The sequence below is a fragment of the Streptomyces sp. NPDC058525 genome, from assembly GCF_042719495.1.
Classification (GTDB): domain Bacteria; phylum Actinomycetota; class Actinomycetes; order Streptomycetales; family Streptomycetaceae; genus Streptomyces.
The window spans coordinates 48,652-71,748 of the sequence record NZ_JBHXNP010000039.1 but is presented as its reverse complement, the minus strand read 5'-3'; the positions used below and the strand labels follow the sequence as shown (position 1 = coordinate 71,748).

The window sequence follows — 23,097 nt, the reverse complement described above, 5'->3', positions numbered from 1 at the left end:
GTTGGGGGGGGGGGGGGGGGGGGGGGTCGGGAGGGCCGGCGCTTTTCTGGGGTGGCGGGGGGCGCGGTGGGTGGGGGTGCCCCGGGTGGGGGGGGCGGGGGGAAGCCCCGCGCAGCGGGACGGGCCTGTCGTCGGGCGTCGGCGAACCGGCGGCAGGCGGGGGGTCAGCCGTTGCGGGGGCCCGGGAAGGCCGGGGAGCGGGGGGCCGTCACGGCCTGGGACTCCTCGCGCAGCGGCTGCGGCGGGACCGAACGGGCGGCCGGGATCGTCGGCAGCGGGCCCATGGTCCGGGTGGTCGTCCCCTCGGCCGGCGGCTCCGCGGCCTCGGCGGCCTGCGCGCGCCGCGCACCGTAGCGCCGGTGCACGGCCTGCTTGGTGACGCCGAGCGCCGAACCGACCGCGTCCCACGAGAAGCCGAGTGAGCGGTCGAAGTCCACGGCGGCGGTGACCAGCGTCTCGACGCTGTCCCGCAGCTCCTGGGCGAGGCGGACGGTGGGCGCGGGCGCCCGGCCGTAGACGACGAAACCCGTGGAGGGACCGGAGCGGCGCGGGCGGTACACATTGCCGAGCTGGGCGGTGAGCGTACGCAGGGCATCCACTTGCCGGCGAACCCGCTCGATGTCCCGCACCAGCAGGTGCAGGCTGGCCCGGGCTTGGGCGTCGTGGGTGGCGTGGTCGGCCATGAAGAAGCCTCTCGAACCGGTGCTGAAGGGCGGATCGGGCCGCAGAAACCGTTCGCGAACGCGGCCCGTTTTGGTCAATCTCTTTTGACCAACGCGCCACCTGGCGCGCAGGTCACGCTCTGGGGGCGTGTCGGCATATGCGAGAGGCGCGTGTGTGTGCGTACGCCCCCTGTCGGCCTCGGGTCCGGCCTCGGGCCCGGCCGCGGGTCAGGCCGCGGGTCAGGCCGCGGGTCAGGCCTCTGGGGCGCTGCCCGGGCGGCGCCCCATAGACTGGTGCGCTGCTGACAGCCGAGATAGCGAGGTAGGACCCAGTGAAGCTCGTCTTCGCAGGCACCCCCGAGGTCGCCGTGCCCGCCCTGGACGCCCTCATCGCCTCCGGGCGGCACGAGGTCGCGGCCGTCGTCACCCGGCCCGACGCACCCGCCGGCCGCGGCCGCCGGCTCGTCGCCAGCCCGGTCGCCGAGCGCGCCGAGGAGGCGGGCATCGAGGTGCTCAAGCCCGTCCGGCCGCGCGACCCCGAGTTCCAGGCCCGGCTGCGCGAGATCGGCCCGGACTGCTGCCCGGTCGTCGCCTACGGGGCGCTGATCCCCAAGAGCGCCATCGAGATCCCCCGGCACGGATGGGTCAACCTGCACTTCTCGCTGCTGCCCGCGTGGCGCGGCGCCGCTCCCGTGCAGCACTCGATCATGGCGGGGGACCAGCTCACCGGCGCCTCCACCTTCCAGATCGAGGAAGGCCTGGACTCCGGCCCGGTCTACGGGATCCTCACCGAGGAGGTCCGCGCGAGCGACACCAGCGGAGACCTGCTGACCCGGCTCGCCTTCGCCGGCGCCGGACTGCTGGCCGCCACCATGGACGGCATCGAGGACGGCACCCTGCGCGCCGTCGAGCAGCCCGTCGACGGGATCTCCCTCGCGCCCAAGATCACGGTGGAGGACGCCCGGATCGACTGGACCGCCCCGGCCATGCGCGCCGACCGCGTCGTGCGCGGCTGCACGCCGGCCCCGGGCGCGTGGACCGTCTTCCGCGGGGAGCGCCTCAAGCTGATCTCGGTGGGCCTGGTGCCGGACCGTACGGACCTGGCGCCGGGCGTGCTGGCCCCGGCCAAGAACAACGTCTACGTCGGAACCGGCTCGCACGCGGTGGAACTGCTGTGGGTCCAGCCCCAGGGCAAGAAGCCCATGCGCGGCGCCGACTGGGCCCGCGGGGTGCGGATCGCTCCCGGCGAGCGCGTCGGCGGCACGGACGTAGGCTGAATCCACCCCGAGCAGTTCCCGTACCTCCCTGACTCCCGTACTTCCAGTACCTCCCGTATCTCCCGTACCTCCCGTACCTCCAGTACCTCGTAAATCCGGAGCACCTTTCACGTGAGCGAACAGCCCCGTCGCCGTCCCGCCGCAGGCGCGGGCGGCAAGCCGAACAAGTCGGCCAAGCCCTACCGGCGGCCCCAGAAGGACCCCGTCCGGATGCTGGCCTTCGAGGTGCTTCGGGCGGTGGACGAGCGCGACGCCTACGCAAACCTCGTGCTGCCGCCGCTGCTGCGCAAGGCCCGCCAGGACGAGAGCTTCCAGGCGCGGGACGCGGCGCTGGCCACCGAGCTGGTCTACGGCACGCTGCGCCGGCAGGGCACCTACGACGCGGTGATCAAGGCGTGCATCGACCGCCCGCTGCGCGAGGTCGACCCGCCCGTGCTGGACGTGCTCTCGCTCGGCGCGCACCAGCTGCTCGGCACCCGGATCCCCACCCACGCCGCCGTCTCGGCCAGCGTGGAGCTGGCCCGGGTGGTGCTCGGCGACGGGCGCGCCAAGTTCGTGAACGCGGTGCTGCGCAAGATCGCCGCGCACGACCTGGACGCCTGGCTGGAGCAGGTCGCGCCGCCGTACGAGGAGGACGCCGAGGAGCACCTCGCCGTCTACCACTCGCACCCGCGGTGGATCGTCAGCGCCCTGTGGGACGCGCTGGGCGGCGGGCGCGCCGGGATCGAGGACCTGCTGGAGGCCGACAACGAGCGGCCCGAGGTCACCCTGGTGGCGCGGCCCGGGCGGTCCACGGCCGAGGAGCTGCTGGAGGCGGTGGGCGAGGAGTCGGCGCTGCCGGGGCGCTGGTCCCCGTACGCGGTGCGGATGGCGGAGGGCGGCGAGCCGGGCGCGCTGGAGGCCGTGCGCGACGGCAGTGCCGGCGTGCAGGACGAGGGCAGCCAGCTGGTGGCCATGGCGCTGGCGGCGGTACCGGTCGAGGGCCGCGACGAGCGCTGGCTGGACGGCTGCGCGGGCCCCGGCGGCAAGGCGGCGCTGCTGGCCGCGCTGGCGGCGCAGCGCGGCGCCTTCCTGCTGGCCTCCGAGAAGCAGCCGCACCGGGCGCGCCTGGTGGAGCGGGCGCTGGCGGGCAACCCCGGCCCGTACCAGGTCATCGCGGCGGACGGCACCCGGCCGCCGTGGCTGCCCGGCTCCTTCGACCGCGTCCTGATGGACGTGCCGTGCTCCGGCCTGGGCGCGCTGCGCCGCCGCCCGGAGGCCCGGTGGCGCCGCCGGCCCGAGGACCTGGAGGGCTTCGCGCCGCTCCAGCGGGGGCTGCTGCGGGAGGCGCTGTCGGCGGTGCGCGTGGGCGGCGTCGTGGGCTATGCGACCTGCTCGCCGCACCTGGCCGAGACGCGCGTGGTGGTGGACGACGTACTGAAGGGCCGCGGCGCGGGCGCGAACCCGGTGTCGGCCGAACTCATCGACGCCAGGCCGTTCATGGCGGGCGTCCCGGGCCTGGGCGACGGCCCGGACGTCCAGTTGTGGCCGCACCTGCACGGGACGGACGCGATGTACCTGGCGCTGCTGAGGCGCACGGCCTGAGGCTTGCGGCGCTCGGGCCCCCGTCCGTCCGGTACGGACGGGGGCCTGCCGCGTCGCGGAAGGCGACCTCGCAGGACGAGTGAAATGTTCTCCATGATCACTTAAGCCGTGCTACAGCTCCGGCGACTTCCGGGGTCGTGGCCGGAACCGCGCGGAGGCATGGCACGCTTGGGGCATGGCCGCTCAGATTTCTCCCAGCATCCTGTCCGCAGACTTCTCCCGACTCGCCGATGAGGCGAAGGCGGTCGAGGGGGCCGACTGGCTGCACGTCGACGTCATGGACAACCACTTCGTCCCCAACCTCACCCTCGGGGTGCCGGTCGTGGAGTCCCTGAGCAGGGCCACGGACATCCCGCTTGACCTCCACCTCATGATCGAGAACCCGGACCGCTGGGCCCCGCAGTACGTGGAGGCGGGCGCCGGGTCGGTCACCTTCCACGCCGAGGCCGCGGCCGCTCCGGTGCGCCTCGCGCGGGAGATCCGGGCCAAGGGCGCCCGGGCGTCCATGGCGCTCAAGCCCGCGACGCCGATCGAACAGTACGAGGACCTGCTCCCCGAGCTCGACATGCTGCTGATCATGACCGTGGAGCCGGGCTTCGGGGGCCAGCCCTTTCTGGACATCATGCTGCCCAAGATCCGCCGCACCCGGGAGCTGATCGCCAAGCACGGCCTGGAGATGTGGCTCCAGGTGGACGGCGGGGTCTCCGCCTCGACCATCGAGCGCTGTGCCGAGGCCGGCGCGGACGTCTTCGTCGCGGGCAGCGCGGTCTACGGCGCCGTCGATCCGGCCGCGGCCGTACGCACGCTGCGTGAGCAGGCGGACGCGGCGATCGCCGTGGCGCCGTGGGCTTGCGACCACTGAACCAATCGTTGGTGAACAGCTCGATGAACGGGAGCTGTCCAGGCTGATCAACGGCCGTCGGATCTGACAGGATGAACGGCGAGTCGAGAGTGTGAACACGAGAGTGTGAACAGCAGTGAGGAGAACGCGGTGTCTGCAATGTCGGCGGGACGGTCAGCCCTGCGGATGGGACCCGCGGAGCTGGTGCAGGCGGCGGCCATGGCTCGCCGTTTCTACCTCGAGGGCAAGTCCAAGATTCAGATCGCCGAGGAGTTCGGCGTGAGCCGCTTCAAGGTGGCCCGGGTCCTGGAGACCGCCCTCGAACGCGACCTCGTACGGATCGAGATCCGGGTGCCGGCCGAACTGGACGCGGAGCGCTCCGACGCCCTCCGCGCCCGGTACGGACTCCGGCACGCCGTCGTCGTGGAGTCGCCCGCCGACGCCACCGAGGACGCGCCGGACCCGGAGAACCTGGGCGCCGTCGCCGCCGACCTGCTGGGCGAGCTGGTCAACGAGGGCGACGTACTGGGCCTGGCGTGGGGCCGGTCGACCATTCACATGGCCGCCTCCCTGCACCGCCTGCCGCCGTGCACCGTCGTACAGCTGACCGGTGTGTACGACGCCGGCACCGCCGAGCGCGGGTCCGTGGAGGCCGTACGGCGCGCCGCCCAGGTCTCGGGCGGGGACGCCCACCCGATCTACGCGCCGATGCTGCTGCCCGACCCGGCGACCGCGGCCGCGCTGCGCAACCAGACCGGGATCGCGCGCGCCTTCGAGTACTTCGACAAGGTCACCGTCGCGGCCGTCTCCATCGGGTCGTGGGAGCCGGGCATCTCGACCGTCCACGACATGCTGACGGACGAGGAGCGGGCCCACTACGCCTCGCTGGGCGTCGCGGCCGAGATGTCCGCCCACCTCTTCGACGCCGAGGGCCGGCGGGTCGGCCGGGACCTCGGCGAACGCTGCATCACCGTCGAGGCCGACCGGCTGCGGCGGATCCCCGAGGTCGTGGCGATCGCGGGCGGGCTGCGCAAGGCCTCCGCGATCGGGGCGGTGCTGCGGTCGGGGCTGGTGACCAGCCTGGTCACGGACACGGCGGTGGCCGACTACCTGCTGACCGAGTCGGCGCCCGGGCTGCGGCCGGCGCTCGAGCGGGCGGATCCGGACGACCTGTAGGCGCCGCTGGTGCGGATGGTGCCGGAATTGAGATCCGAACGGCGGACCGCGAGGCGGCCTGCTGGGCGCATACTGGTCCCAATGACAAAGTCAGCAGTACCTCGCCGCCATTTGCCGTCCAGCCCGTTCAAGGCCCCCGTGGAACAGCCCATCCGGCAGTTCAGCGTCGGCGACCGGGTCTCTCACGATGAGCACGGCCTCGGCCGTGTCGTCGGAATCGAGGAGGGGATCGCTGTTCTCGTCGACTTCGGGTCGGTCCAGAAACGGGTTCTGAGCCCGTACACCAAGATGTCCGCGCTCTGAGGATGTCCGCGCGCTGAGCCCTTGAGGCGCGGATTCGCGCGCGATTCGCGAGCGAATCGGATATTTGGCACGATCGGTGCATGATCCCTTGGAACGTGCCCCGATTGCTGTTGCGTTTGCTGGGGGCCGTTTTCCTGTGCGCCGCGCTGGTCGGCGCGGCGGGGTGCGGCGGGAAGGAAGCCGCGTCGCCTGCCGCGGCCAGTTCCGGTGCCGTGCGCGGTACCGCGCCCAGCGCTTCACCCAGTGCGCCCAGCGCACCCAGTGCCGCTCCCGGGTGGGCGAAGGGGATGGCGACGGTACGGGCCGACGCCCTGCCGCAGCAGGCCCGGGACGTGCTCGCGCTCATCGACAAGGGCGGGCCGTATCCGTACCGCCAGGACGGGACGGTCTTCGGGAACTTCGAGAAGATCCTGCCCAAGCAGAAGCGCGGGTACTACCACGAGTTCACGGTGCGGACGCCGGGGGAGCGCGACCGCGGGGCCCGGCGGATCGTGACGGGTGAGGGTGGGGAGTTCTACTACACGGACGACCACTACGAGACCTTCAAGGCGGTTCTCCGATGAGCCTGGACCCGCAGCCGCTCGCCCCTGCGCTCGCCGCCGCCGAAGAGGCGGGCTGGACGACCCTGCGGCTCGACCTGGACGGCGTACGCGGCAAGGCCGAGCTGATGCGGCGGTGCGGGGACGCGCTGCGGGTGCCGGAGTGGTTCGGCGGGAACTGGGACGCGCTGGCCGATGCGCTGCGGGATCTGTCGTGGCTGCCGGATGCGGGTGGGCGGCTGGTCGCCGTGACTTCGTGGCGGGGGTTCGCGGGGGCGCGGCCGCGGGACTGGGAGGTTCTGGTGGAGGTGCTCGAGGAGGCCGTTGATTTTTGGCGGGAGTCGGATGGCTTGCCGGGGCTGACGGTGCTGCTGGCCGAGGCCGGGCCGGGGTCTGCCGACGGGGCTCCGCCCCGGGCCCCGCGCCTCAAGCGCCGGCGGGGCTGAAAGACCTCGGGGCTCCGCCCCGGACCCCGCGCCTCAAACGCCGGCGGGGCTGGTTGTGCCCGGCGGGGCTGAAAGGACCTCGGGGCTCCGCCCCGGACCCCGCGCCTCAAACGCCGGCGAGGCTGGTTGTGCCTCAAACGCCGGCGGGGCTGGATTTGCCCGGCGGGGCGGGATAGGTCCGGTGGGGCTGGATTTGCCCGGGGGTGAGGGAAGGGGGCAAGGGGTTGCCCTGCCCCCTTTCGTGTTAGGCGGTTGGGGATTTGGGGATCCAGGGTGGGGTTTGGCCCCAGGACCAGACCGGGATCTTGGCCGCGTCGACCGGGGGCGGGTTGGGGCCCGAGTAGATCAGGGCCATGCGGGTGCCCCACTCGATGTAGTAGGCGAACACGCCCCGGAACTCGGGGTCCGTCGGGAGGCCGACCTCGTCGGCCGTGTCCATGAGCAGGTCCACCCAGCGGCGGCGCTGCTTCTCGGTGATGGCCCGGCCCAGGTGCTTGGTGGCCATGTGCTGGTGGCCGCCGTGGTGGGCGGTGTAGTCGGACGGGCCGCCGAAGACCTCCGAGAGCCAGACCGCGACGTGCTGCGGGTGCTCGGAGTCCATGCCGGCGAAGACCGGGGCCAGGATCTCGTCCTGCAGGGCGTGCGCGTAGAACGCGTCGGTGAGGCGGTTCATCGCCTCCGCGCCGCCCATCCACTCGTAGATCGTGGGTGTCGTGCTCATGGTTACTCTGCGGCCTTTCCCGTTCCGACGACGGACGTCACGAGGTAGTGCTGCATCTCCTCGATGGCCGTCACGTACGGCCGGATCGCGGCGAAGAAGGCGGGGAAGTGCTCGCCCTTGCGGAATCCGTTGAGGTGCGCGTCGACCGAGGTCCAGCGGATGCGCAGGATGTAGCGCTCCCGCTCCTCCTCGCAGCGGGCCAGTTCGTAGTCGATGCACTCGGGCGAGGCGGCCAGGGACTCGGCCGCCCGGGTGTACGCGTCCTCGAACGCCTGCTGGTCGTCCAATGCGATCCGGTAGCGGATGTATTCGACGGTGGTGGTCATGGTGCGTGCCTCTCCCTGGATGGTGGTCGTGGCCAGCCTTACGGGATCATGCGTGCCCGTGGGGGAATCGCGCTATTCGGACTCGGACTTCCTGGAGTCCGCGTCCTCCGCCGCCACGTCCGGACCCTGCGCGCGGACCTGCCGGACCTTGTCCAGCGAGTCGCGCAGCTCCGTCAGCCAGGTGTCGGTGTTGCGCCCCACCAGGCGGACGCACCAGGCGAGGGCGTCGGCCCGGCTGCGGGCGACGCCCCCGGCGACCAGGGTGTCGAGGACCTGGCGTTCGGACTGGCGCAGACGGGTCATGACCGGGACCGCGAGGTGGGTGAAGAGGGTCGTCTCCTCGCCCGCCCGCACGCCCCAGGCGACCTTGCGGCGGTAGAGCTCCTCGGCCTCGCGGGCTACCTCGATGCGCTGTTCGCGGGTGCGTTCGCGGAACGCCTTGACCGACTCGGTCGCCGGCAGGGTGCCGACGACCGTGATCTCCTCGCGGTCGGCCGTGACCGACACGAGGGATTCGTACACGTCCACCGGCAGGCGCTCGGCGAACCACACGCGGAGCTGTTCGCTCTGTTCGGCTGTAATCATGTAATCAACGTTGCATCCGATACCTTCTTGATCGCAAGGACTGCGCGTTCGCTCTCAGCCCATCGAGCGGTAGCGGTGGATCAGCGAGACCGCCATCGCGCCCTCGCCGACGCCCGACGCGACCCGCTTCACCGAGTGGGCGCGGACGTCGCCCGCCGCGAACACGCCCGGGACGCTGGTCTCCAGCGGGTAGGGGGCGCGCTCCAGGCTCCACTCGGCCGGCAGCTCGCCGCCGTTCGCGATCAGGTCCGAGCCGGTGAGCACGAAGCCGTACTCGTCGCGCTCGACGACGCCCGACAGCCAGTCGGTGTGCGGGCGGGCGCCGATGAAGGTGAACATGAAGCGGGCCGGGACCTCGGTGTCCTCGCCGGTGGCTGAATCGTGCAGGGTCAGGCGTTCCAGGTGCTCGTCGCCGTCGAGGCGGACCACCGTCGTGCGGACCCGGACCTCGATGTTCGGGGTGCGGTCGATCTCGTCGATCAGGTAGCGGGACATGCTGGCGTCCAGGGAGGCCGCGCGCACCAGGATCGTCACGCGGGCCGCGTACTTCGCGAAGTGGACGGCCGCCTGCCCAGCCGAGTTGGCCCCGCCCACGATGAACACGTGCTGCGAGATGCAGGCCGAGCTCTCGGTGGTGGCCGCACCGTAGTAGAGCCCCGCGCCCTCGAAGCGGTCCGCGCCGGGTGCCTCGAGGCGGTTGTACGAGACCCCGGTGGCCAGCAGCACCGTCTCCGCGCTGATCTCCGTGCCGTCGGCCAGCGTCAGGATCTTCGCCGGGTCGTCGCGGGTCAGCGAGACCACCTCGACCGGGTGCAGGATCTCGGCGCCGAACCGCGAGGCCTGGATCGTGGCCCGGCGGGTCAGGTCGCCGCCCGAGAGGCCCGACGGGAAGCCGAGGTAGTTCTCGATCAGGCTGGAGGTGCCGGCCTGGCCGCCCGGGGCGCGGGCGTCCAGCATCAGCGTGGACAGGCCCTCGGAGGCCGAGTAGACCCCGGCCGCCAGGCCCGCCGGGCCCGCGCCGACGATGACGCACTCGTAGTGCGGGCGGGAGGCCGTGGTGGCCAGCCCCAGGTGCTGCGCGAGCTGGGTGTCGGTCGGGGCCGAGAGCACCGCTCCGTCCGGGAAGCGGACGAGCGGCAGCGCGGCGTCGGGCTGGCCGGCGATCAGGGTCAGCGCCTCGGGGTCCCGTTCCACGTTGAGGAAGCGGAACGGCTGGCCGTTGCGGGTGAAGAAGTCCCGTACGGCGTGGGTGCCGGGGGAGATCAGGTGCCCGGCGACGATGATCCCGTCGTACGCCGGCCGGTAGGTGGCCAGCCAGTCCGACAGCAGGTCGTCCAGGACCGGGAAGAGCCGCTCGTGCGGCGGGTCCCACGGCTTGAGCAGGTAGTAGTCCAGCCGGACCCGGTTGATCGCGGTGATCGCCGCGTCGGTCTCCGCGTACGCGGTCAGCAGCACGCGGCGGGCGTCCGGGAAGCGGCTGACCGCCTCCAGCAGGAACTCCACGCCGGTGACGTCGGGCATCCGCTGGTCCACGAGGAACAGCGCCGGGTCGTGGCCGCGTTCGTCGAGGGAGTCCAGGATCTTCAGGGCGTCGGCGGCCGAGGAGGCGCCGAGCACCCGGTAGCGGTCTCCGTAGGCGCTGCGCAGGTCGCGGCGCACCGCGCGCAGCACCTGCGGATCGTCGTCCACGGCCAGGATCACGGGCTTGCGGTTCTCCGCGCGCTCGGTCGCGCCGGTGGCGGCGGCCGTCACGGCGGCGGCGCTCTCGGGGGCCGCGCTCACGCCGGGTCCAGCATCAGCTTGTCGGCGTAGCACCAGGCCCAGTCCTCGCCCGGCTCGTGGGAGGCGGCGATGGGGTGGTCGGACGTGCGGTAGTGCCGGGTGGCGTGACGGTTCTTCGAGGAGTCACAGCATCCGACGTGTCCGCAGCTGAGGCACATCCGCAGATGCACCCAGCCGTCACCGGCGATGAGGCATTCCTCGCAGCCCTCGGTCCCGGGCTTCACCGGACGTATCTGGTCGATGTGTGTGCACAACAGGTCCATCGTCATCGTCCCCGTCCCTCTCCTCGTGCTCGTGCTCGCGCTCGGCGGCCATCCCAGCCGCGCGCCCGTGATTCACGGCGCGTCCAGACGATAGATCGGGGCCTTCGCAATGGTTCAGTGATTCGGCCGAAGTCAGGTAGTCCTGAAGCTACTTCATGACGTCGGCGGACGACTTCCTGAGGTGCCCCCATGACCTGGGCCGCTACCTCACGAAGTCGCACACGGGCGCTTTGACGCAGCCTCTGGGCGCGGCCAGTGTGGTGGACGCCAACGACAACAGGCGGCGCCTGGAGGAATACGTGAGCAGAAAGATTCTGGTCATTGTCTCCGAACACGGTTACTGGGCCGAAGAACTGATAGGCCCGGTATCGAAGTTCGATGAGCGGGGCTACGAGGTCATATTCGCCACGCCGACCGGAAAGCGTGCACACGCTCTCCCGCCGAGCCTCGACGCGAACTACATCGACCCTCCACTGGGACGCTCGGTCACCACCGAGGAGAACGCCCGGCTGGGCCGGGAGTTCGAGCAGTCGAGCCGGCTCGACTCGCCGCTCGACATCGAGGCGTGGGTCCCCGAGCGCCCGTACACGAGCGACGAGGGCTACCTGCGCAAGCTCGAGCAGTACCACCGCGACCTGGACAAGCTCGACGCCGACATCGCCGACTACGACGCGATCCTCATCGTCGGCGGCAGCGGCCCGATCGCCGACCTCGCCAACAACGAGCGCGTGCACGCCCTGATCCTGGCCTTCAAGAAGGCCGGCAAGGTCGTGGCCGCGGAGTGCTACGGGGTCGCCTGCCTGGCCTTCGCCCGGGACTGGAGCGACCGCAAGAGCATCATCTGGGGCAAGCACGTGACCGGCCACTGCAAGGAGTACGACTACAAGGACGGCACCGGATTCCTCGGTACCGACTTCAACATGGGACCGCCGCCGTACCCGCTGGAGTACATCCTGCGCGATGCGACGGGCCAGCGCGGCGCGTACCACGGGAATTTCGGAAAGCCCGTGTCCGTCATCGTCGACTTCCCGTTCGTGACCGGACGGTCCACCCCGGACTCGTACCTCACCGGACAGAAGATCGTGGAAGTCCTCGAGGACGGCCTCACCCGATACGGCTGGTAGTTCCGGAAACTCGTGGGAATGAGGGGGAGTTCGATGAATACCGGAGCCACTCCCGGACGGGAAAGGCTGATCGAGCAGTTCAAGGCCGACGGCCTGAATGTGATGTTCGGAAATCCGGGGACGGTGGAACAGGGATTCCTCGACGCGGTGGACGCGGCGGAGGACTTCCAGTACATCCTCGCCCTCCAGGAGACCGTGGCCGCCGGTATCGCCGACGGGTACGCACGGGCGACCGGCGGCGCGGCGCTCCTCCAGCTGCATTCCGGGGTGGGGCTGGGCAACGGCATCGGGATGCTCTACCAGTCGCTGCGCGGCCACACCCCGCTCGTCGTGGTCGCCGGCGACGCCGGGGTCCGCTACGACGCCATGGACGCGCAGATGGCGTCCGACCTGGTGGCGATGGCCAAGCCGGTGACCAAGTACGCGACCCGGGTCACCGACCGGCACTCGGTGCTCCGCACCATCCGGCGGGCCGTGAAGATCGCGCTCACCCCGCCCCGCGGTCCCGTGTTCGTGGCGCTGCCGATGGACGTGCTGGACGAGCTCAACTCCGAGCCCGTGCTGCCCGCCACGGTGCCGCTCACGGACGTGGCGCCGTCGCCGGCCTCGGTGGGGCGGGCGGCCGAGCTGCTCGCCTCCGCCCAGCGGCCCGTCCTCCTCATCGGGGACGGGGTCGCGCTCTCCGGGGCGCAGAACGAACTGGCCGCCGTCGCCGAGCTGCTGGGCGCCGACGTGTACGAGGTCGACTCCTCCGAGGTCAACATCGCGGCCTCGCACCCGCTGCGCCGGGGCCAGACGGGCCACATGTTCGGCCCGCACAGCAAGGAGCTGGTCGGGAGCGCCGACGGGGTGCTGATCGTCGGCACCTACGTCTTCCCGGAGGTGTTCCCCGAACTGGAGAGCCCCTTCCGGGCCGGCGCGAAGATCGTCCACATCGACCTCAACGCCTATGAGATCGCCAAGAACCACCCGGTGGACCTGGGCCTCGCCGCCGATCCCAAGCAGGCGCTGCGCGCACTGGCGGGCGTACTGGAGCACCGGCTGACCCCGCAGCAGCGGGCCGCCGCGGCCGCCCGGATCGACGTACGGGCCCGGCAGCGGGCCCGGGAGGCGCGGTCGGCCACCGACGGCGGCACGCCGATGGAGGTCTTCCTGCGGACCCTCGCCGAGCGCACCGCCGGGGACCTGATCGTCTTCGACGAGGCGCTGACCACCTCCCCGCTCGTCACGAAGTACCTGCCCGCGGAGCGCCCGGGCGACTACCACCTCACCCGGGGCGGTTCGCTGGGCGTGGGCTTCCCGGGCGCGGTCGGGGCCAAGCTGGCCCGTCCGGACCGGCTCGTCGTCGGCTTCGCGGGCGACGGCGGGTCGATGTACACGTACCAGGCGCTGTGGACGGCGGCCCGGCACGGCATCGACGCCAAGTTCGTCGTCTGCAACAACCGCAAGTACCGGCTGCTGGACGACAACATCGCCCAGTACTGGCGGGAGCGGGACATCCCGGAGCACGGGTTCCCGGGCTCCTTCGACCTCTCCCACCCCGAGATCGACTTCGCCGGGCTGGCCCGCTCGCTCGGCGCCGGCGGCGTACGGGTGGAGAAGCCGGACGAGGCGGCCGCGGCCGTGAGCCGGATGCTGGCCCACCCCGGTCCGTTCCTCGTCGACATCCAGATCTGACCAGAGCAGTCACGCAGCACGGAACAGGAGGAGACCGCATGCCCGCCGAGCGGCAGTTGACCGAGGACGCGATCCGCAGTTTCGCCGAGGACTGGTACGTGGCGCTGGACCAGCACGTACCGCTGGACCAGGTGCTCGCCCTGATCACCGAGGACCTGGAGTTCAAGGTCCCCGAGGACGTCTTCCTCGGGCACCAGGGCTTCGGCCGCTGGTACGAGGCCGTCACCAACCGGTTCTTCGACGAGGTGCACACCGTCACGAAGGTGGAGCCCGTCATCGAGGGCGACCGTGGAACCGTCCGGGTGCTCGTCAACTGGCAGGCCAAGATCTGGAACCCGCCGGCCGCCCGCAGCGAGTGGCTCGGCTTCGACGCCGACCAGACCTGGACCGTGGTGGCCGGCCCCGACGGGCCGCTGATCAAGCAGTACACCGTCAACGACCTGGCTCCGATGCCCGGTTCCGGCTCCCTCTGACCGCGCCGGCGAAGGAGAAGCGACGATGACCCAAGTGACACCGGAGCGGGTCCGGGCGGCCTACGCCGCCCTCGGCTCCGGCGACCGGGCACGCATCCTGGAGTACTACTCCGAGGACCTGCGCTGGCTGGTGCCGGGCAACCACCCGCTCGCCGGCTGGTACGAGAGCCTGGACGCCTTCCTGGAGCTGATGGGGCAGACCCACAAGCTCACGGGCGGCACCTTCCGGATGGACCTGGAAGCGGTCCTGGTCGGCGAGGACTGTTCCGCCGACATCTGCCGCAACGTCGCCGTGCGCGACGGCGCGGACCAAGGCAGCCGGTCCCCGTACGAGCGGATGGACTACCCGGTCTTCCACTACATGCGGTGGCGGGACGGCCGGATCGTCGAGGGCCGCGACGGGCTCTTCGGCGACACGGCCTCCGCCTTCAGCCAGTTCTGGGCGCCGTTCGCGCCGGACGGAACCCGCAGGGACCGATAGGGGGTTGACCTCTACTTCTCCCTATTGGGAGACGATTCCTACCCTCGCGGGTGGGGTTTCCTGCTTCACCACGGATCGCCCGGACCGAGAGGAGGACTCCCGTTGAGGTCTTGCATCCGCTCCACAGGCAGCAGCCGCCAGCCCGGCGGCCAGAAGATTCACTGCTGCGTTTCCATCCCGGTCATGGGTCGTCCCGCAACTCTCACACGTCCACTCACGGACGTCCAGGGGCATCGTGTCGGCGATGGACCCGCAGGTCGAGCACAGCTTCGAGCTGGGGAACCACCGGTCGACGGTGATCAGCTCGCGTCCGTACCAGCCCGCCTTGTACTCCAGCATCTCGCGCAGCTCGCGCCAGCCCGCATCGGAGATGGCGCGGGCCAGGCTGGGGTTCCCCAACATGTTGCGGACAGCCAGGTCTTCGATCACGAGCGTTTGGTTTTCACGCACGAGTCGAGTCGTCAGCTTGTGCAGATGATCCCGCCGTCGGTCGGCGATCCGAGCATGGATCCGGGCCACCCGGACCCGGGCCTTGGCCCGATTGCTGCCGCCCTTCTCCTTCCGCGACAAAGCCCGCTGCGCACGGGCGAGCCGCTCCCGGTCTCTGCGTTCGTGCTTCGGGTTGTCGATCTTCTCGCCGGTGGAGAGGGTGACCAGGGTCGTCAGCCCGACATCAATGCCGACTGCGTTTGTGGTAGTCGGCATGGGGGCGGGGGTGTCCTCACACAGCAGGGAGGCGAACCAGCGGCCGGCGCTATCACGGGACACGGTGACCGTCGACGGCTCCACACCATCCGGGATGGGGCGCGACCACACGATGTCAAGCGGTTCGGCCATCTTCGCGAGGGTGAGTCGCCCGGCGGTGTAGCGAAACGCGCTGCGTGTGTACTCGGCGCTGGCGCGGGATTTCCTCTTCGACTTGAAGCGAGGGTGCTGCACCCGTTTCCCCAAGAATCCGACAAAAGCTGTCTGCAGATGCCGCAGCGCCTGCTGGAGCGGAACCGAGGATACCTCGGCCAGATAGGCCAGCTCCTCGGTCTTCTTCCACGCAGTGAGCATCGCCGAGGTCTGCGGGTAGGTCACCCGCTCCCCGCGAACCGTCCACGCGTCGGTGCGGGCGGCAAGGGCGAGGTTGTAGACCTTCCGCACGCATCCGAAAGTCCGCGACAGCTCTACCGCCTGAGTGTCGGTCGGATAGAAGCGTTACTTGAATGCCCGCTTCGCGGAGGAAGTCCACATGCCTGGACGGTAGAGGTGGTCAGGATCCGAACACAAGCCCAGGTCACAGCGTCACACAACGGCACTCCAAGGCTGTGCTGCTCCGGGCCGAAGTTGCCTTCCCCGGTCAACACCGGGGGTTTCCACGCAAGGAGAGTGGGATGAGCGCGATCGATTCACGAACGATCCTCACCAAGTACTACGAATACGCCAACGCCGGTGACTGGGACAGCTGGTGCGACCTGTTCGCCGACGACCAGGTCATGGACGAGCAGCTCGCCGGCCACATCGAGGGCCTTGAGGTCCTGCGGTCGATGATGAAGGGCATGGGCACCATGTACCGGGTCTTCCGGAACGAGCCCGTGCACTTCATCGTCGACGCGGACGGGGAGAAGGCCGCCGCCGTCTCGCACCTGACCGCGGTCAGCGCCTCGGGCGAGGCCATCGAGGCCCGCGTCATGAACTTCTTCCGGATCGTGGACGGAAAGATCGCCTACATGGCGAACCACCACGACACCGTCCCCTTCCAGGTGCTGAGCCAGGGCTGAGGGGGACCGATGAGCGTGGAAGAGTACGACTACATCGTGGTGGGATCCGGTACCGCGGGCAGCGTCCTGGCCAACCGGCTCTCGGAGGACCCGGACGTCTCCGTCCTCGTCCTGGAGGCGGGCGGCTCCCGGATCCCGCCCGAGGTGGACGACCCGTCCTCCTGGTACAAGCTGCTCGGCGGGCCCGTGGACTGGGGCTACACCAGCACCCCGCAGCCCGGCCTGGACGGCCGCCGCACCTACGAACCGCGCGGCAAGGCCCCCGGCGGCAGCAGCAACCTCTACATCATGATGCACATCCGGGGCCACGCCTCGGACTTCGACAACTGGGCCTACCAGGGCGCCGCCGGCTGGGCGTACGAGGACGTGCTCCCGTACTTCGCCCTGCTGGAGGGCCAGGAGGACGCCACCGCCGCCACCACCGGCACCCGCGGTCCGCAGCGGATCACCAACGCCGGACGGCACGGCCCCAACCCGGTCTCGCGCGCCTTCATCGACGCCGCGGTCGAGCTGGGCCACGAGGAGATCGCCGACTTCAACACCGACGGTCCCCGGCGCGGCCTCTTCGGCACCGGCTGGCACCACATCGACGTGGCCGACGGCCGCCGCCAGGGGGTGCTCGCCGCCTACCTCGAGCCCGCCCTGGACCGCGCCAACCTGACGCTGCGCACCAACGCGCAGTCCACCCGGCTGCTCTTCGACGGAGACACCTGCACGGGCGTCGAGTACGCCCAGCTCCAGGCCCCCGCCACGCTTTCGGGCAGCGACGTCCCGGGCCGGACGGTGCGCGACGGGCACAGCTCCGCCGCGGCCCCCGGGACGCACACCGTACGGGCCCGCCGGGAGGTGATCGTGGCGGCCGGGGCCATCGAGTCCCCGAAGCTGCTGCTGCTCTCCGGCATCGGCAACCCCGAGCAGCTGCGCGAGCACGGCATCGGGGTCACCGCGGCCCTGCCCGGGGTCGGCGAGAACTTCCACAACCACGTGCTCACCGGGCTGATGGCCGAGGTGACCCAGGAGCTCCCGCCGCCGGCGCAGAACCTGTCGGAGAGCGCTCTGTTCCTGTCCTCGCAGCCCGGACTGCCCGCGCCGGACCTCCAGATCGCCTTCGTCCACGTGCCCTTCGACGTGATCGTCGGCCAGGACCACCCCAACACGGTGTCCATCCTGCCCGGCGTGGTGCGCCCGGCCTCGCGCGGCTGGATCAGGCTCGCGAGCGCCGACCCGCTGGCCCACCCGCTGATCAACCCGAACTACCTGGGCGACCGGTGGGACCTCGAGCGCATGGTCCAGGGCATCAAGATCGCCCGGGAGATCTTCGCGACCTCGGCCTTCTCGCCCTGGTACAAGCAGGAGCTCCAGCCCGGACCCGGCTACGTCTCCGACGAGGACCTGCGGACCTTCGCGAAGCAGAAGTCGGAGAGCTACCACCACCAGGCCGGCTCCTGCCGCATGGGCATCGACGACCTCTCCGTAGTCGACCCCGAACTGCGCGTGCACGGCGTACGGAACCTGCGCGTCGTCGACGCCAGCGTGATGCCCGCCGTCCCGTCGGGCAACTGCCACACCGCCATCGCGATGATCGCCGAGCGCGCGGCGGACTTCCTGAAGGGGGCCTCCCGTGCCTGACGCCGTGCTGCGCGAGGGCGCGCTGAGCGGGACCCGGATCGCGGTGCTCGTCGAGAGCGACTTCTACGAGCCCGAGATCTTCTACTACCAGCACCGGTTCGCGGAGGAGGGCGCCGGGGTCGACTTCCTGACCCGGCTGTGGGGCAACGACTCCATCACCTTCTCCGGCCACGAGTACCGGGCGCCCTTCACCGCCACCCGGTCCTTGGAGGGGCTGAGCGACGAGGACCTGCGCCGGTACGCGGCGATCATCGTGCCCTCCGGCATGGTGGCCGACCGGCTGCGCTACACCGAGGACGTGGACGTCCTCGCCCCGGCGACCGAGCTGCTGCGCCGGGCCTTCGAGGAGCCGACGGTCCTCAAGGGGATCATCTGCCACGGCATGTGGCTGGCCTCCTCGATCCCCGGAAAGATCCGCGGCCGCAAGGTCGTCTGCCACAACAACCTCATCGGCGACGTCCGCAACATGGGCGGGGAGTACGTCGACGAGGACGTGGTGGTCGACGGGGACCTGGTCACCGGCCGCACCGGCGCCCACCACCACCTCTTCGCCCGCCGCATCATCGAGCTGGTCGCGGCCGGACGGGGCCGGGGGGCCGACGCCCGGCCGCCGCTGGGAGGTGCCCCCTGATGCCGGGCCCGATGGTCTGGTCGCACGTGGGCCTGAACTGCGCGGACCAGAAGACCACCGAGGACTTCTACACCCGGTACTTCGGCTTCACCCGGGCCCGGGTGGTCGACCTGGGCGAGGCCCGGATCGTGTTCCTGCGCAAGGGGGACGCGTACCTGGAGCTCTTCGCGGCCGGCGACGCCGAACCGGCCCGCCCGGCGAACGACGACGGGCCGCAGGCCCCGGGGCGGATGCGCCACCTGGCCTTCCAGACCGACAGCGTGGACGCGTTCCTGGCATCGCTGGGCGACGCGGCCGAAGTGACCCTGGGGCCGCTGGACTTCGACGACTTCATCTGCGGATGGCGGACCGTGTGGGTCCGCGATCCCGACGGGGTGATCGTCGAGGTCAGCCAGGGATTCGAGGACGACCGCACTCACGAGGGCTCTCACGACAAGGACGGTGCTTGACATGGCGGACGCCGTGAGCTTCTCCTTCTCCGACACGATCGCCGGCTACGTCGAACGCTTCGACTCCGCGTCGCGCCTGCTGCGCCTGAAGACCTCCGACGGCCGGGGCTTCGACGTCTCGCTCGCCGGCGGCCCCAGCGCCGAGCTGGTCCGCAACCTGGACGAGCCGTACATCGACGCCTCCGGGCACATCGACGAGATGCTGTCGCCGGGCCGGTTCCTCTTCGTCTACGGCGTCCACTACCCGGAGCAGGGCGGGCGCTACGACGCCAAGCGCCTGGTGTTCCTGGGCCGCGGCGCCGAGGACTACCGCTTCGAGGAGCCCAGCTGGTGGATCAAGCAGATCGAGTCGCTGGCCGACTTCTACAAGCGGGCGCAGTTCGGCGACGGGCCGGTGGACTTCACCGAGTACCGCACCGAGATCCGGCTCGGCGGTGACAAGACCGCGAGCCACGTCCAGGAGACCGACACGATCTCCCGCCTGGTCTACGGCATGGCCTCGGCCTACCTGCTGACCGGCAAGGACGAGTACCTGGAGGTCGCCGAGCGCGGCACCGAGTACCTGCGCAAGCACATGCGGGTCGTGGACAGCGAGGAGGACGTGGTCTTCTGGTACCACGGCATCAGCGTCGACGGGGACAGCGAGCGCAAGCTGTTCACCTCGGAGTTCTCCGACGACTACGACGCGATCCCGATGTACGAGCAGATCTACGCGCTGGCCGGCCCCATCCAGACGTACCGGGTCACCGGTGACGTCCGGATCAAGAACGACGCGGACGCCACCATCCGGCTGTTCGACAAGTTCTTCTTCGACCCGGAGCAGGGCGGCTACTACTCGCACATCGACCCGATCCTCTTCAGCGCCGACCACGAGTCCCTCGGGGAGAACGCCGAGCGCAAGAACTGGAACTCGGTCGGCGACCACGCGCCCGCGTACCTGATCAACTTGTACCTGGCGACCGGCGACCAGAAGTACGCCGACTTCCTCGAGTACACCTTCGACACCATCGCGGACAAGTTCCCGGACTACAAGAACAGCCCCTTCGTCCAGGAGCGCTTCATGCGCGACTGGTCCCACGACAAGGCGCACAGCTGGCAGCAGGACCGCGCCGTGGTCGGCCACAACCTCAAGATCGCCTGGAACCTGATGCGGATGAACTCGCTGAAGGCCAAGCCGGCGTACGAGGAGCTCGCCAAGAAGATCGGCGAGATCATGCCCCCGGTCGGCAGCGACGTGCAGCGCGGCGGCTGGTACGACGTCGTCGAGCGGACCAAGTCCGGCGACGAGGAGACGTATCGTTTCGCCTGGCACGACCGCAAGGCCTGGTGGCAGCAGGAGCAGGCGATCCTCGCCTACCTCATCCTGGGCGGCACCGTCGGCGGCGAGGCCAACGTGCGCGAGGCCCGGCAGGCGGAGGCCTTCTACAACACCTTCTTCCTCGACCACGACGAGGGAGCCGTCTACTTCAACGTGCTCGCCAGCGGCACCCCGTACCTCCTCGGCACCGAGCGGCTCAAGGGCAGCCACTCGATGTCCATGTACCACTCGGCGGAGCTGTGCTACCTCGCCGCCGTCTACAACAACCTGCTCATCAACGGCCGGGAGATGGACTTCCACTTCCAGCCCGACCCGACCGACCTGCCCGACCGCGTCCTGCGCGTCTCGCCCGACCTGCTCCCGGCGGGCTCGGTGCGGATCGCCTCCGTCGACATCGACGAGAAGCCGTACACGGACTTCGACGCGGACGCCCTGACCGTGCGGCTGCCCGACGTCCAGGGGCGGGTGAAGGTCAAGGTCCGGCTGCGTCCAGTGGCCAAGAAGTAGCGCTCAACGGGGGGCGCCCCAACCAGAGGGGAAAGCAATGACTCTCAACGTCAAGGAACGCCGGAACAAGACGGGCACCGTACTCGTCGCCACCGGTGAGATCAACAGCGAGACATCCGGAGCGCTGCTCCAGGCCCTGCTGCCGCTGGTCCGCGAGGGCAAGCCGCTCAAGATCGACCTCACGGCGGTCACCTATGTCTCCAGCGCGGGCCTGCGCACCCTGCTCGTCGTCTACCGCGAAGCGCAGCACGCCGGCGTCGCCGTCACCCTCTACGGGGTGAGCGAGGAAGTCCGGTTCGTCATGTCGGCGACCGGCTTCCTCGACTTCTTCGAGACCGGCGAGGCGGCCGCCGCGGCCGCCAAGACCAAGGCCAGGGCCGCGCGATGAGCGAGGCCCAGGCCGAGCAGGTCCTGCGGGTGGACGCGTACCCGACCCACGAGGTGGGCGGGTACCGCGTCCGCGCCGGCAAACCGTTCCCCTTCGGGGCCAATGTGGTCCCCGGCGGGGTCAGCTTCTCAGTCTTCTCCGACCAGGCCACCTCCATGACCCTGGTCATCTTCAAACGCGGAGAGCCCGAGCCGATGGCCGAGCTGGAGTTCCCCGAGGAATTCCGCACCGGCAGCGTCTTCGCCATGACGGTCTTCGGCCTCGACCACGAGAACATCGAGTACGGCTACCGCGCCGACGGCCCCTACGACCCGGCCAGCGGCCACCGCTTCGACGCCCGGCAGGTCCTGTCCGACCCGTACGCCCGGCTGATCGCCGGCCGCGACGTGTGGGGCGTGGAACCGGACTACAGCCGCGGCTACCAGTACCGCTCCCGCGTCTGCCTCCAGGACTTCGACTGGGGCGACGACACCCCGCTGGGCATCCCCGCCGAGGACCTCGTCGTCTACGAGACCCACGTGCGCGGCTTCACCCGGCACCCCTCCTCGCAGGTCACCGCCCCCGGCACCTTCGCGGGGCTGCGGGAGAAGATCCCGTACCTGAAGGAACTCGGGGTGAACTGCATCGAGCTGCTCCCCGTGTTCGAGTTCGACGAGAGCGACAACCCGCGCTCGAACCCGGAGACCGGCGAGAAGCTCTACGACTACTGGGGCTACAACACCGTCTCGTTCTTCGCCCCGAAGGCCGGCTACGCGGCCACCGGCCGGTACGGGATGCAGGGCGACGAGTTCCGCACCCTGATCAGGGACCTGCACGCGGCGGGCATCGAGGTCATCCTCGACGTCGTCTTCAACCACACCGCGGAGGGCAACGAGCAGGGGCCGACGATCTCCTTCAAGGGGCTCGACAACTCCACGTACTACATGCTCACGCCCGAGGGGTACTACTTCAACTTCAGCGGCACGGGCAACACCGTCAACTGCAACCACCCCGTCGTGCGCAACTACGTGCTCGACTGCCTGCGCCACTGGGTCGCCGACTACCACATCGACGGCTTCCGCTTCGACCTCGCGGCCATCCTCGGCCGGGCCCTGGACGGCACCCCGCTGCCCAACCCGCCGCTGCTGGAACTGCTCGCCTACGACCCCGTCCTGCGGCACACCAAGCTCATCGCCGAGGCCTGGGACGCGGGCGGCCTCTACGAGGTCGGCAACTTCCCGGCGTACGGCCGCTGGGCGGAGTGGAACGGCAAGTACCGCGACACCGTGCGCCGCTGGCTCAAGGGCGACTCCGGGGTCACCGGCGAGCTCGCCACGCGCATCGCCGGCTCGCCCGACCTCTACTCCAGCCGCGGCACCGCGGCCTCGGTCAACTTCCTGACCGCGCACGACGGCTTCAGCCTCGCCGACCTGGTCTCCTACAACGACAAGCACAACGAGGCCAACGGCGAGAACAACAACGACGGTGCCAACGACAACAACAGCTGGAACTGCGGAGCCGAGGGGCCTACCGACGATCCCGAGGTCAACCGGCTGCGGACCCGGCAGATGAAGAACGCCCTCGCCATCCTCTTCACCAGCCAGGGCATCCCGATGCTGCTGGCCGGGGACGAGGTCGCGCGGACGCAGGCGGGCAACAACAACACGTACTGCCAGGACAACGAGCTGTCCTGGTTCGACTGGGACCAGGTCGACCAGAACACCGAACTGCTCCGGTTCACGCGGGAGATGATCGAGTTCCGCAAGCACCACCGCGAGCTGCGCTCCACCGCCCACCCCACCGGACAGGTCCGCGAGAACCTCGGCCTGCCGGACATCAGCTGGCACGGCGAGCGGGCCTGGCAGCCCGACTGGTCCGACGAGAGCCGGCTGCTGGCGGTGGCCCGCTGCGGCACCGGGGACGACGACGTGGTGTACGTGGCCATGAACTCGCACTGGGAGTCGCACGACCTGGAACTCCCCGCCCTGCCCGGCGGCCGCAGCTGGCACCTGTTCGCCGACACGAGCGCCGAGGCACCGCACGACATCCGCACCCCGGGCACCGAGCAGGAGCTGGACAACGCCGGGAAGTACCTGATCGGCCCGCGTTCGGTCGTGATCCTGGTGGGCCGGACCAACGACCCCGAGCGTTTCGACACGCCCTGACCGAA

Annotated in this window: 24 protein-coding genes and 1 pseudogene; 18 read left to right on the top strand and 7 right to left on the bottom strand. The window is 70.4% G+C overall.

The window, feature by feature from the left end:
* Positions 1–164 precede the first annotated feature (164 nt).
* On the bottom strand, positions 165–683 hold the full coding sequence (locus tag ACFWP3_RS19675; RefSeq protein ID WP_384222546.1) for a hypothetical protein: 519 nt from the start codon (positions 681–683) through the stop codon (positions 165–167).
* A 311-nt stretch (positions 684–994) separates the two neighbouring features.
* Between ACFWP3_RS19675 and fmt the strand changes: the two genes are divergently transcribed.
* From fmt to ACFWP3_RS19640, 7 genes are all read left to right on the top strand, one after another.
* Positions 995–1,939, top strand: a complete 945-nt coding sequence (fmt, locus tag ACFWP3_RS19670) for a methionyl-tRNA formyltransferase (RefSeq protein ID WP_384222544.1) — start codon at positions 995–997, stop codon at positions 1,937–1,939.
* 111 nt (positions 1,940–2,050) lie between these two features.
* A complete protein-coding gene (locus ACFWP3_RS19665; protein ID WP_384222541.1) occupies positions 2,051–3,523 on the top strand; it encodes an RsmB/NOP family class I SAM-dependent RNA methyltransferase in 1,473 nt (490 codons plus the stop codon).
* Positions 3,524–3,698: 175 nt separating this feature from the next.
* Positions 3,699–4,385, top strand: a complete 687-nt coding sequence (rpe, locus tag ACFWP3_RS19660; RefSeq protein WP_384222539.1) for a ribulose-phosphate 3-epimerase — start codon at positions 3,699–3,701, stop codon at positions 4,383–4,385.
* A 138-nt stretch (positions 4,386–4,523) separates the two neighbouring features.
* On the top strand, positions 4,524–5,540 hold the full coding sequence (locus ACFWP3_RS19655; RefSeq protein WP_384222557.1) for a sugar-binding transcriptional regulator: 1,017 nt from the start codon (positions 4,524–4,526) through the stop codon (positions 5,538–5,540).
* Between the two features lie 81 nt (positions 5,541–5,621).
* Positions 5,622–5,843 (top strand): CarD family transcriptional regulator, encoded by a 222-nt coding sequence (locus tag ACFWP3_RS19650; protein WP_329387870.1) that lies wholly within the window; start codon positions 5,622–5,624, stop codon positions 5,841–5,843.
* Between the two features lie 80 nt (positions 5,844–5,923).
* Positions 5,924–6,406 carry a ribonuclease domain-containing protein gene (locus ACFWP3_RS19645; RefSeq protein ID WP_384222536.1) on the top strand — a complete coding sequence of 161 codons (483 nt, stop codon included), beginning with the start codon at positions 5,924–5,926 and terminating at the stop codon, positions 6,404–6,406.
* Entirely contained in the window at positions 6,403–6,828 is a 426-nt protein-coding gene (locus tag ACFWP3_RS19640; RefSeq protein ID WP_384222533.1) for a barstar family protein, read from the top strand. The genes ACFWP3_RS19645 and ACFWP3_RS19640 overlap by 4 nt, the downstream gene beginning before the upstream one ends.
* A gap of 244 nt (positions 6,829–7,072) precedes the next feature.
* On the opposite strand, the gene ACFWP3_RS19635 is transcribed toward ACFWP3_RS19640, so the two are convergent.
* The 5 genes from ACFWP3_RS19635 to ACFWP3_RS19615 form a co-directional block, all read right to left on the bottom strand.
* Complete coding sequence (locus tag ACFWP3_RS19635; protein ID WP_384222531.1) at positions 7,073–7,549, bottom strand: group II truncated hemoglobin; 477 nt, start codon at positions 7,547–7,549, stop codon at positions 7,073–7,075.
* Positions 7,550–7,551: 2 nt separating this feature from the next.
* Positions 7,552–7,875: a putative quinol monooxygenase gene (locus tag ACFWP3_RS19630; protein ID WP_384222529.1), complete on the bottom strand. Its 324-nt coding sequence runs from the start codon at positions 7,873–7,875 to the stop codon at positions 7,552–7,554.
* A 72-nt stretch (positions 7,876–7,947) separates the two neighbouring features.
* Complete coding sequence (locus tag ACFWP3_RS19625; protein ID WP_384222527.1) at positions 7,948–8,460, bottom strand: hypothetical protein; 513 nt, start codon at positions 8,458–8,460, stop codon at positions 7,948–7,950.
* A gap of 54 nt (positions 8,461–8,514) precedes the next feature.
* Entirely contained in the window at positions 8,515–10,242 is a 1,728-nt protein-coding gene (locus tag ACFWP3_RS19620) for an FAD-dependent oxidoreductase (protein WP_384222525.1), read from the bottom strand.
* Complete coding sequence (locus ACFWP3_RS19615) at positions 10,239–10,511, bottom strand: UBP-type zinc finger domain-containing protein (RefSeq protein ID WP_384222523.1); 273 nt, start codon at positions 10,509–10,511, stop codon at positions 10,239–10,241. Before ACFWP3_RS19615 ends, ACFWP3_RS19620 begins: the two co-directional genes overlap by 4 nt.
* 293 nt (positions 10,512–10,804) lie before the next feature.
* On the opposite strand from ACFWP3_RS19615, the gene ACFWP3_RS19610 reads away from it, so the two are divergent.
* The 4 genes from ACFWP3_RS19610 to ACFWP3_RS19595 are packed head-to-tail and all read left to right on the top strand — an operon-like array spanning position 10,805 to position 14,260.
* A complete protein-coding gene (locus ACFWP3_RS19610) occupies positions 10,805–11,629 on the top strand; it encodes a type 1 glutamine amidotransferase domain-containing protein (protein ID WP_384222521.1) in 825 nt (274 codons plus the stop codon).
* 33 nt (positions 11,630–11,662) lie between these two features.
* Positions 11,663–13,306 (top strand): thiamine pyrophosphate-binding protein, encoded by a 1,644-nt coding sequence (locus ACFWP3_RS19605; RefSeq protein WP_384222519.1) that lies wholly within the window; start codon positions 11,663–11,665, stop codon positions 13,304–13,306.
* Positions 13,307–13,344: 38 nt separating this feature from the next.
* A complete protein-coding gene (locus ACFWP3_RS19600) occupies positions 13,345–13,779 on the top strand; it encodes a nuclear transport factor 2 family protein (protein ID WP_384222517.1) in 435 nt (144 codons plus the stop codon).
* 25 nt (positions 13,780–13,804) lie between these two features.
* Positions 13,805–14,260: a nuclear transport factor 2 family protein gene (locus ACFWP3_RS19595; RefSeq protein ID WP_384222514.1), complete on the top strand. Its 456-nt coding sequence runs from the start codon at positions 13,805–13,807 to the stop codon at positions 14,258–14,260.
* A 21-nt stretch (positions 14,261–14,281) separates the two neighbouring features.
* On the opposite strand, the pseudogene ACFWP3_RS19590 reads toward ACFWP3_RS19595, so the two are convergent.
* Positions 14,282–15,499, bottom strand: a pseudogene (locus ACFWP3_RS19590) (RNA-guided endonuclease InsQ/TnpB family protein).
* A gap of 140 nt (positions 15,500–15,639) precedes the next feature.
* Here ACFWP3_RS19590 and ACFWP3_RS19585 point away from each other — a divergent pair.
* The 7 genes from ACFWP3_RS19585 to glgX are packed head-to-tail and all read left to right on the top strand — an operon-like array spanning position 15,640 to position 23,092.
* A complete protein-coding gene (locus tag ACFWP3_RS19585; RefSeq protein WP_384222512.1) occupies positions 15,640–16,026 on the top strand; it encodes a nuclear transport factor 2 family protein in 387 nt (128 codons plus the stop codon).
* Between the two features lie 9 nt (positions 16,027–16,035).
* Entirely contained in the window at positions 16,036–17,655 is a 1,620-nt protein-coding gene (locus ACFWP3_RS19580; protein ID WP_384222510.1) for a GMC family oxidoreductase, read from the top strand.
* On the top strand, positions 17,648–18,286 hold the full coding sequence (locus tag ACFWP3_RS19575; RefSeq protein ID WP_384222508.1) for a DJ-1/PfpI family protein: 639 nt from the start codon (positions 17,648–17,650) through the stop codon (positions 18,284–18,286). Before ACFWP3_RS19580 ends, ACFWP3_RS19575 begins: the two co-directional genes overlap by 8 nt.
* Positions 18,286–18,735 carry a VOC family protein gene (locus tag ACFWP3_RS19570; RefSeq protein WP_384222506.1) on the top strand — a complete coding sequence of 150 codons (450 nt, stop codon included), beginning with the start codon at positions 18,286–18,288 and terminating at the stop codon, positions 18,733–18,735. Before ACFWP3_RS19575 ends, ACFWP3_RS19570 begins: the two co-directional genes overlap by 1 nt.
* A 1-nt stretch (position 18,736) precedes the next feature.
* Positions 18,737–20,560 (top strand): AGE family epimerase/isomerase, encoded by a 1,824-nt coding sequence (locus ACFWP3_RS19565; RefSeq protein WP_384222504.1) that lies wholly within the window; start codon positions 18,737–18,739, stop codon positions 20,558–20,560.
* A gap of 37 nt (positions 20,561–20,597) precedes the next feature.
* The gene (locus ACFWP3_RS19560; RefSeq protein WP_384222501.1) at positions 20,598–20,948 is read left to right on the top strand and encodes an STAS domain-containing protein; all 351 of its coding nucleotides are present in this window, start codon (positions 20,598–20,600) and stop codon (positions 20,946–20,948) included.
* Complete coding sequence (glgX, locus tag ACFWP3_RS19555) at positions 20,945–23,092, top strand: glycogen debranching protein GlgX (RefSeq protein WP_384222499.1); 2,148 nt, start codon at positions 20,945–20,947, stop codon at positions 23,090–23,092. Before ACFWP3_RS19560 ends, glgX begins: the two co-directional genes overlap by 4 nt.
* Positions 23,093–23,097 lie beyond the last annotated feature (5 nt).

Bases quoted from the DNA above. Each gene is read 5' to 3' on its own strand.
- ACFWP3_RS19675 (WP_384222546.1), bottom strand. From the start codon at position 683: ATGGCCGACCACGCCACCCACGACGCCCAAGCCCGGGCCAGCCTGCAC.
- rpe (WP_384222539.1), top strand. From the start codon at position 3,699: ATGGCCGCTCAGATTTCTCCCAGCATCCTGTCCGCAGACTTCTCCCGA.
- ACFWP3_RS19655 (WP_384222557.1), top strand. From the start codon at position 4,524: ATGTCGGCGGGACGGTCAGCCCTGCGGATGGGACCCGCGGAGCTGGTG.
- ACFWP3_RS19650 (WP_329387870.1), top strand. From the start codon at position 5,622: ATGACAAAGTCAGCAGTACCTCGCCGCCATTTGCCGTCCAGCCCGTTC.
- ACFWP3_RS19645 (WP_384222536.1), top strand. From the start codon at position 5,924: ATGATCCCTTGGAACGTGCCCCGATTGCTGTTGCGTTTGCTGGGGGCC.
- ACFWP3_RS19640 (WP_384222533.1), top strand. From the start codon at position 6,403: ATGAGCCTGGACCCGCAGCCGCTCGCCCCTGCGCTCGCCGCCGCCGAA.
- ACFWP3_RS19635 (WP_384222531.1), bottom strand. From the start codon at position 7,549: ATGAGCACGACACCCACGATCTACGAGTGGATGGGCGGCGCGGAGGCG.
- ACFWP3_RS19630 (WP_384222529.1), bottom strand. From the start codon at position 7,875: ATGACCACCACCGTCGAATACATCCGCTACCGGATCGCATTGGACGAC.
- ACFWP3_RS19625 (WP_384222527.1), bottom strand. From the start codon at position 8,460: ATGATTACAGCCGAACAGAGCGAACAGCTCCGCGTGTGGTTCGCCGAG.
- ACFWP3_RS19615 (WP_384222523.1), bottom strand. From the start codon at position 10,511: ATGACGATGGACCTGTTGTGCACACACATCGACCAGATACGTCCGGTG.
- ACFWP3_RS19605 (WP_384222519.1), top strand. From the start codon at position 11,663: ATGAATACCGGAGCCACTCCCGGACGGGAAAGGCTGATCGAGCAGTTC.
- ACFWP3_RS19600 (WP_384222517.1), top strand. From the start codon at position 13,345: ATGCCCGCCGAGCGGCAGTTGACCGAGGACGCGATCCGCAGTTTCGCC.
- ACFWP3_RS19595 (WP_384222514.1), top strand. From the start codon at position 13,805: ATGACCCAAGTGACACCGGAGCGGGTCCGGGCGGCCTACGCCGCCCTC.
- ACFWP3_RS19585 (WP_384222512.1), top strand. From the start codon at position 15,640: ATGAGCGCGATCGATTCACGAACGATCCTCACCAAGTACTACGAATAC.
- ACFWP3_RS19580 (WP_384222510.1), top strand. From the start codon at position 16,036: ATGAGCGTGGAAGAGTACGACTACATCGTGGTGGGATCCGGTACCGCG.
- ACFWP3_RS19570 (WP_384222506.1), top strand. From the start codon at position 18,286: ATGCCGGGCCCGATGGTCTGGTCGCACGTGGGCCTGAACTGCGCGGAC.
- ACFWP3_RS19565 (WP_384222504.1), top strand. From the start codon at position 18,737: ATGGCGGACGCCGTGAGCTTCTCCTTCTCCGACACGATCGCCGGCTAC.
- ACFWP3_RS19560 (WP_384222501.1), top strand. From the start codon at position 20,598: ATGACTCTCAACGTCAAGGAACGCCGGAACAAGACGGGCACCGTACTC.
- glgX (WP_384222499.1), top strand. From the start codon at position 20,945: ATGAGCGAGGCCCAGGCCGAGCAGGTCCTGCGGGTGGACGCGTACCCG.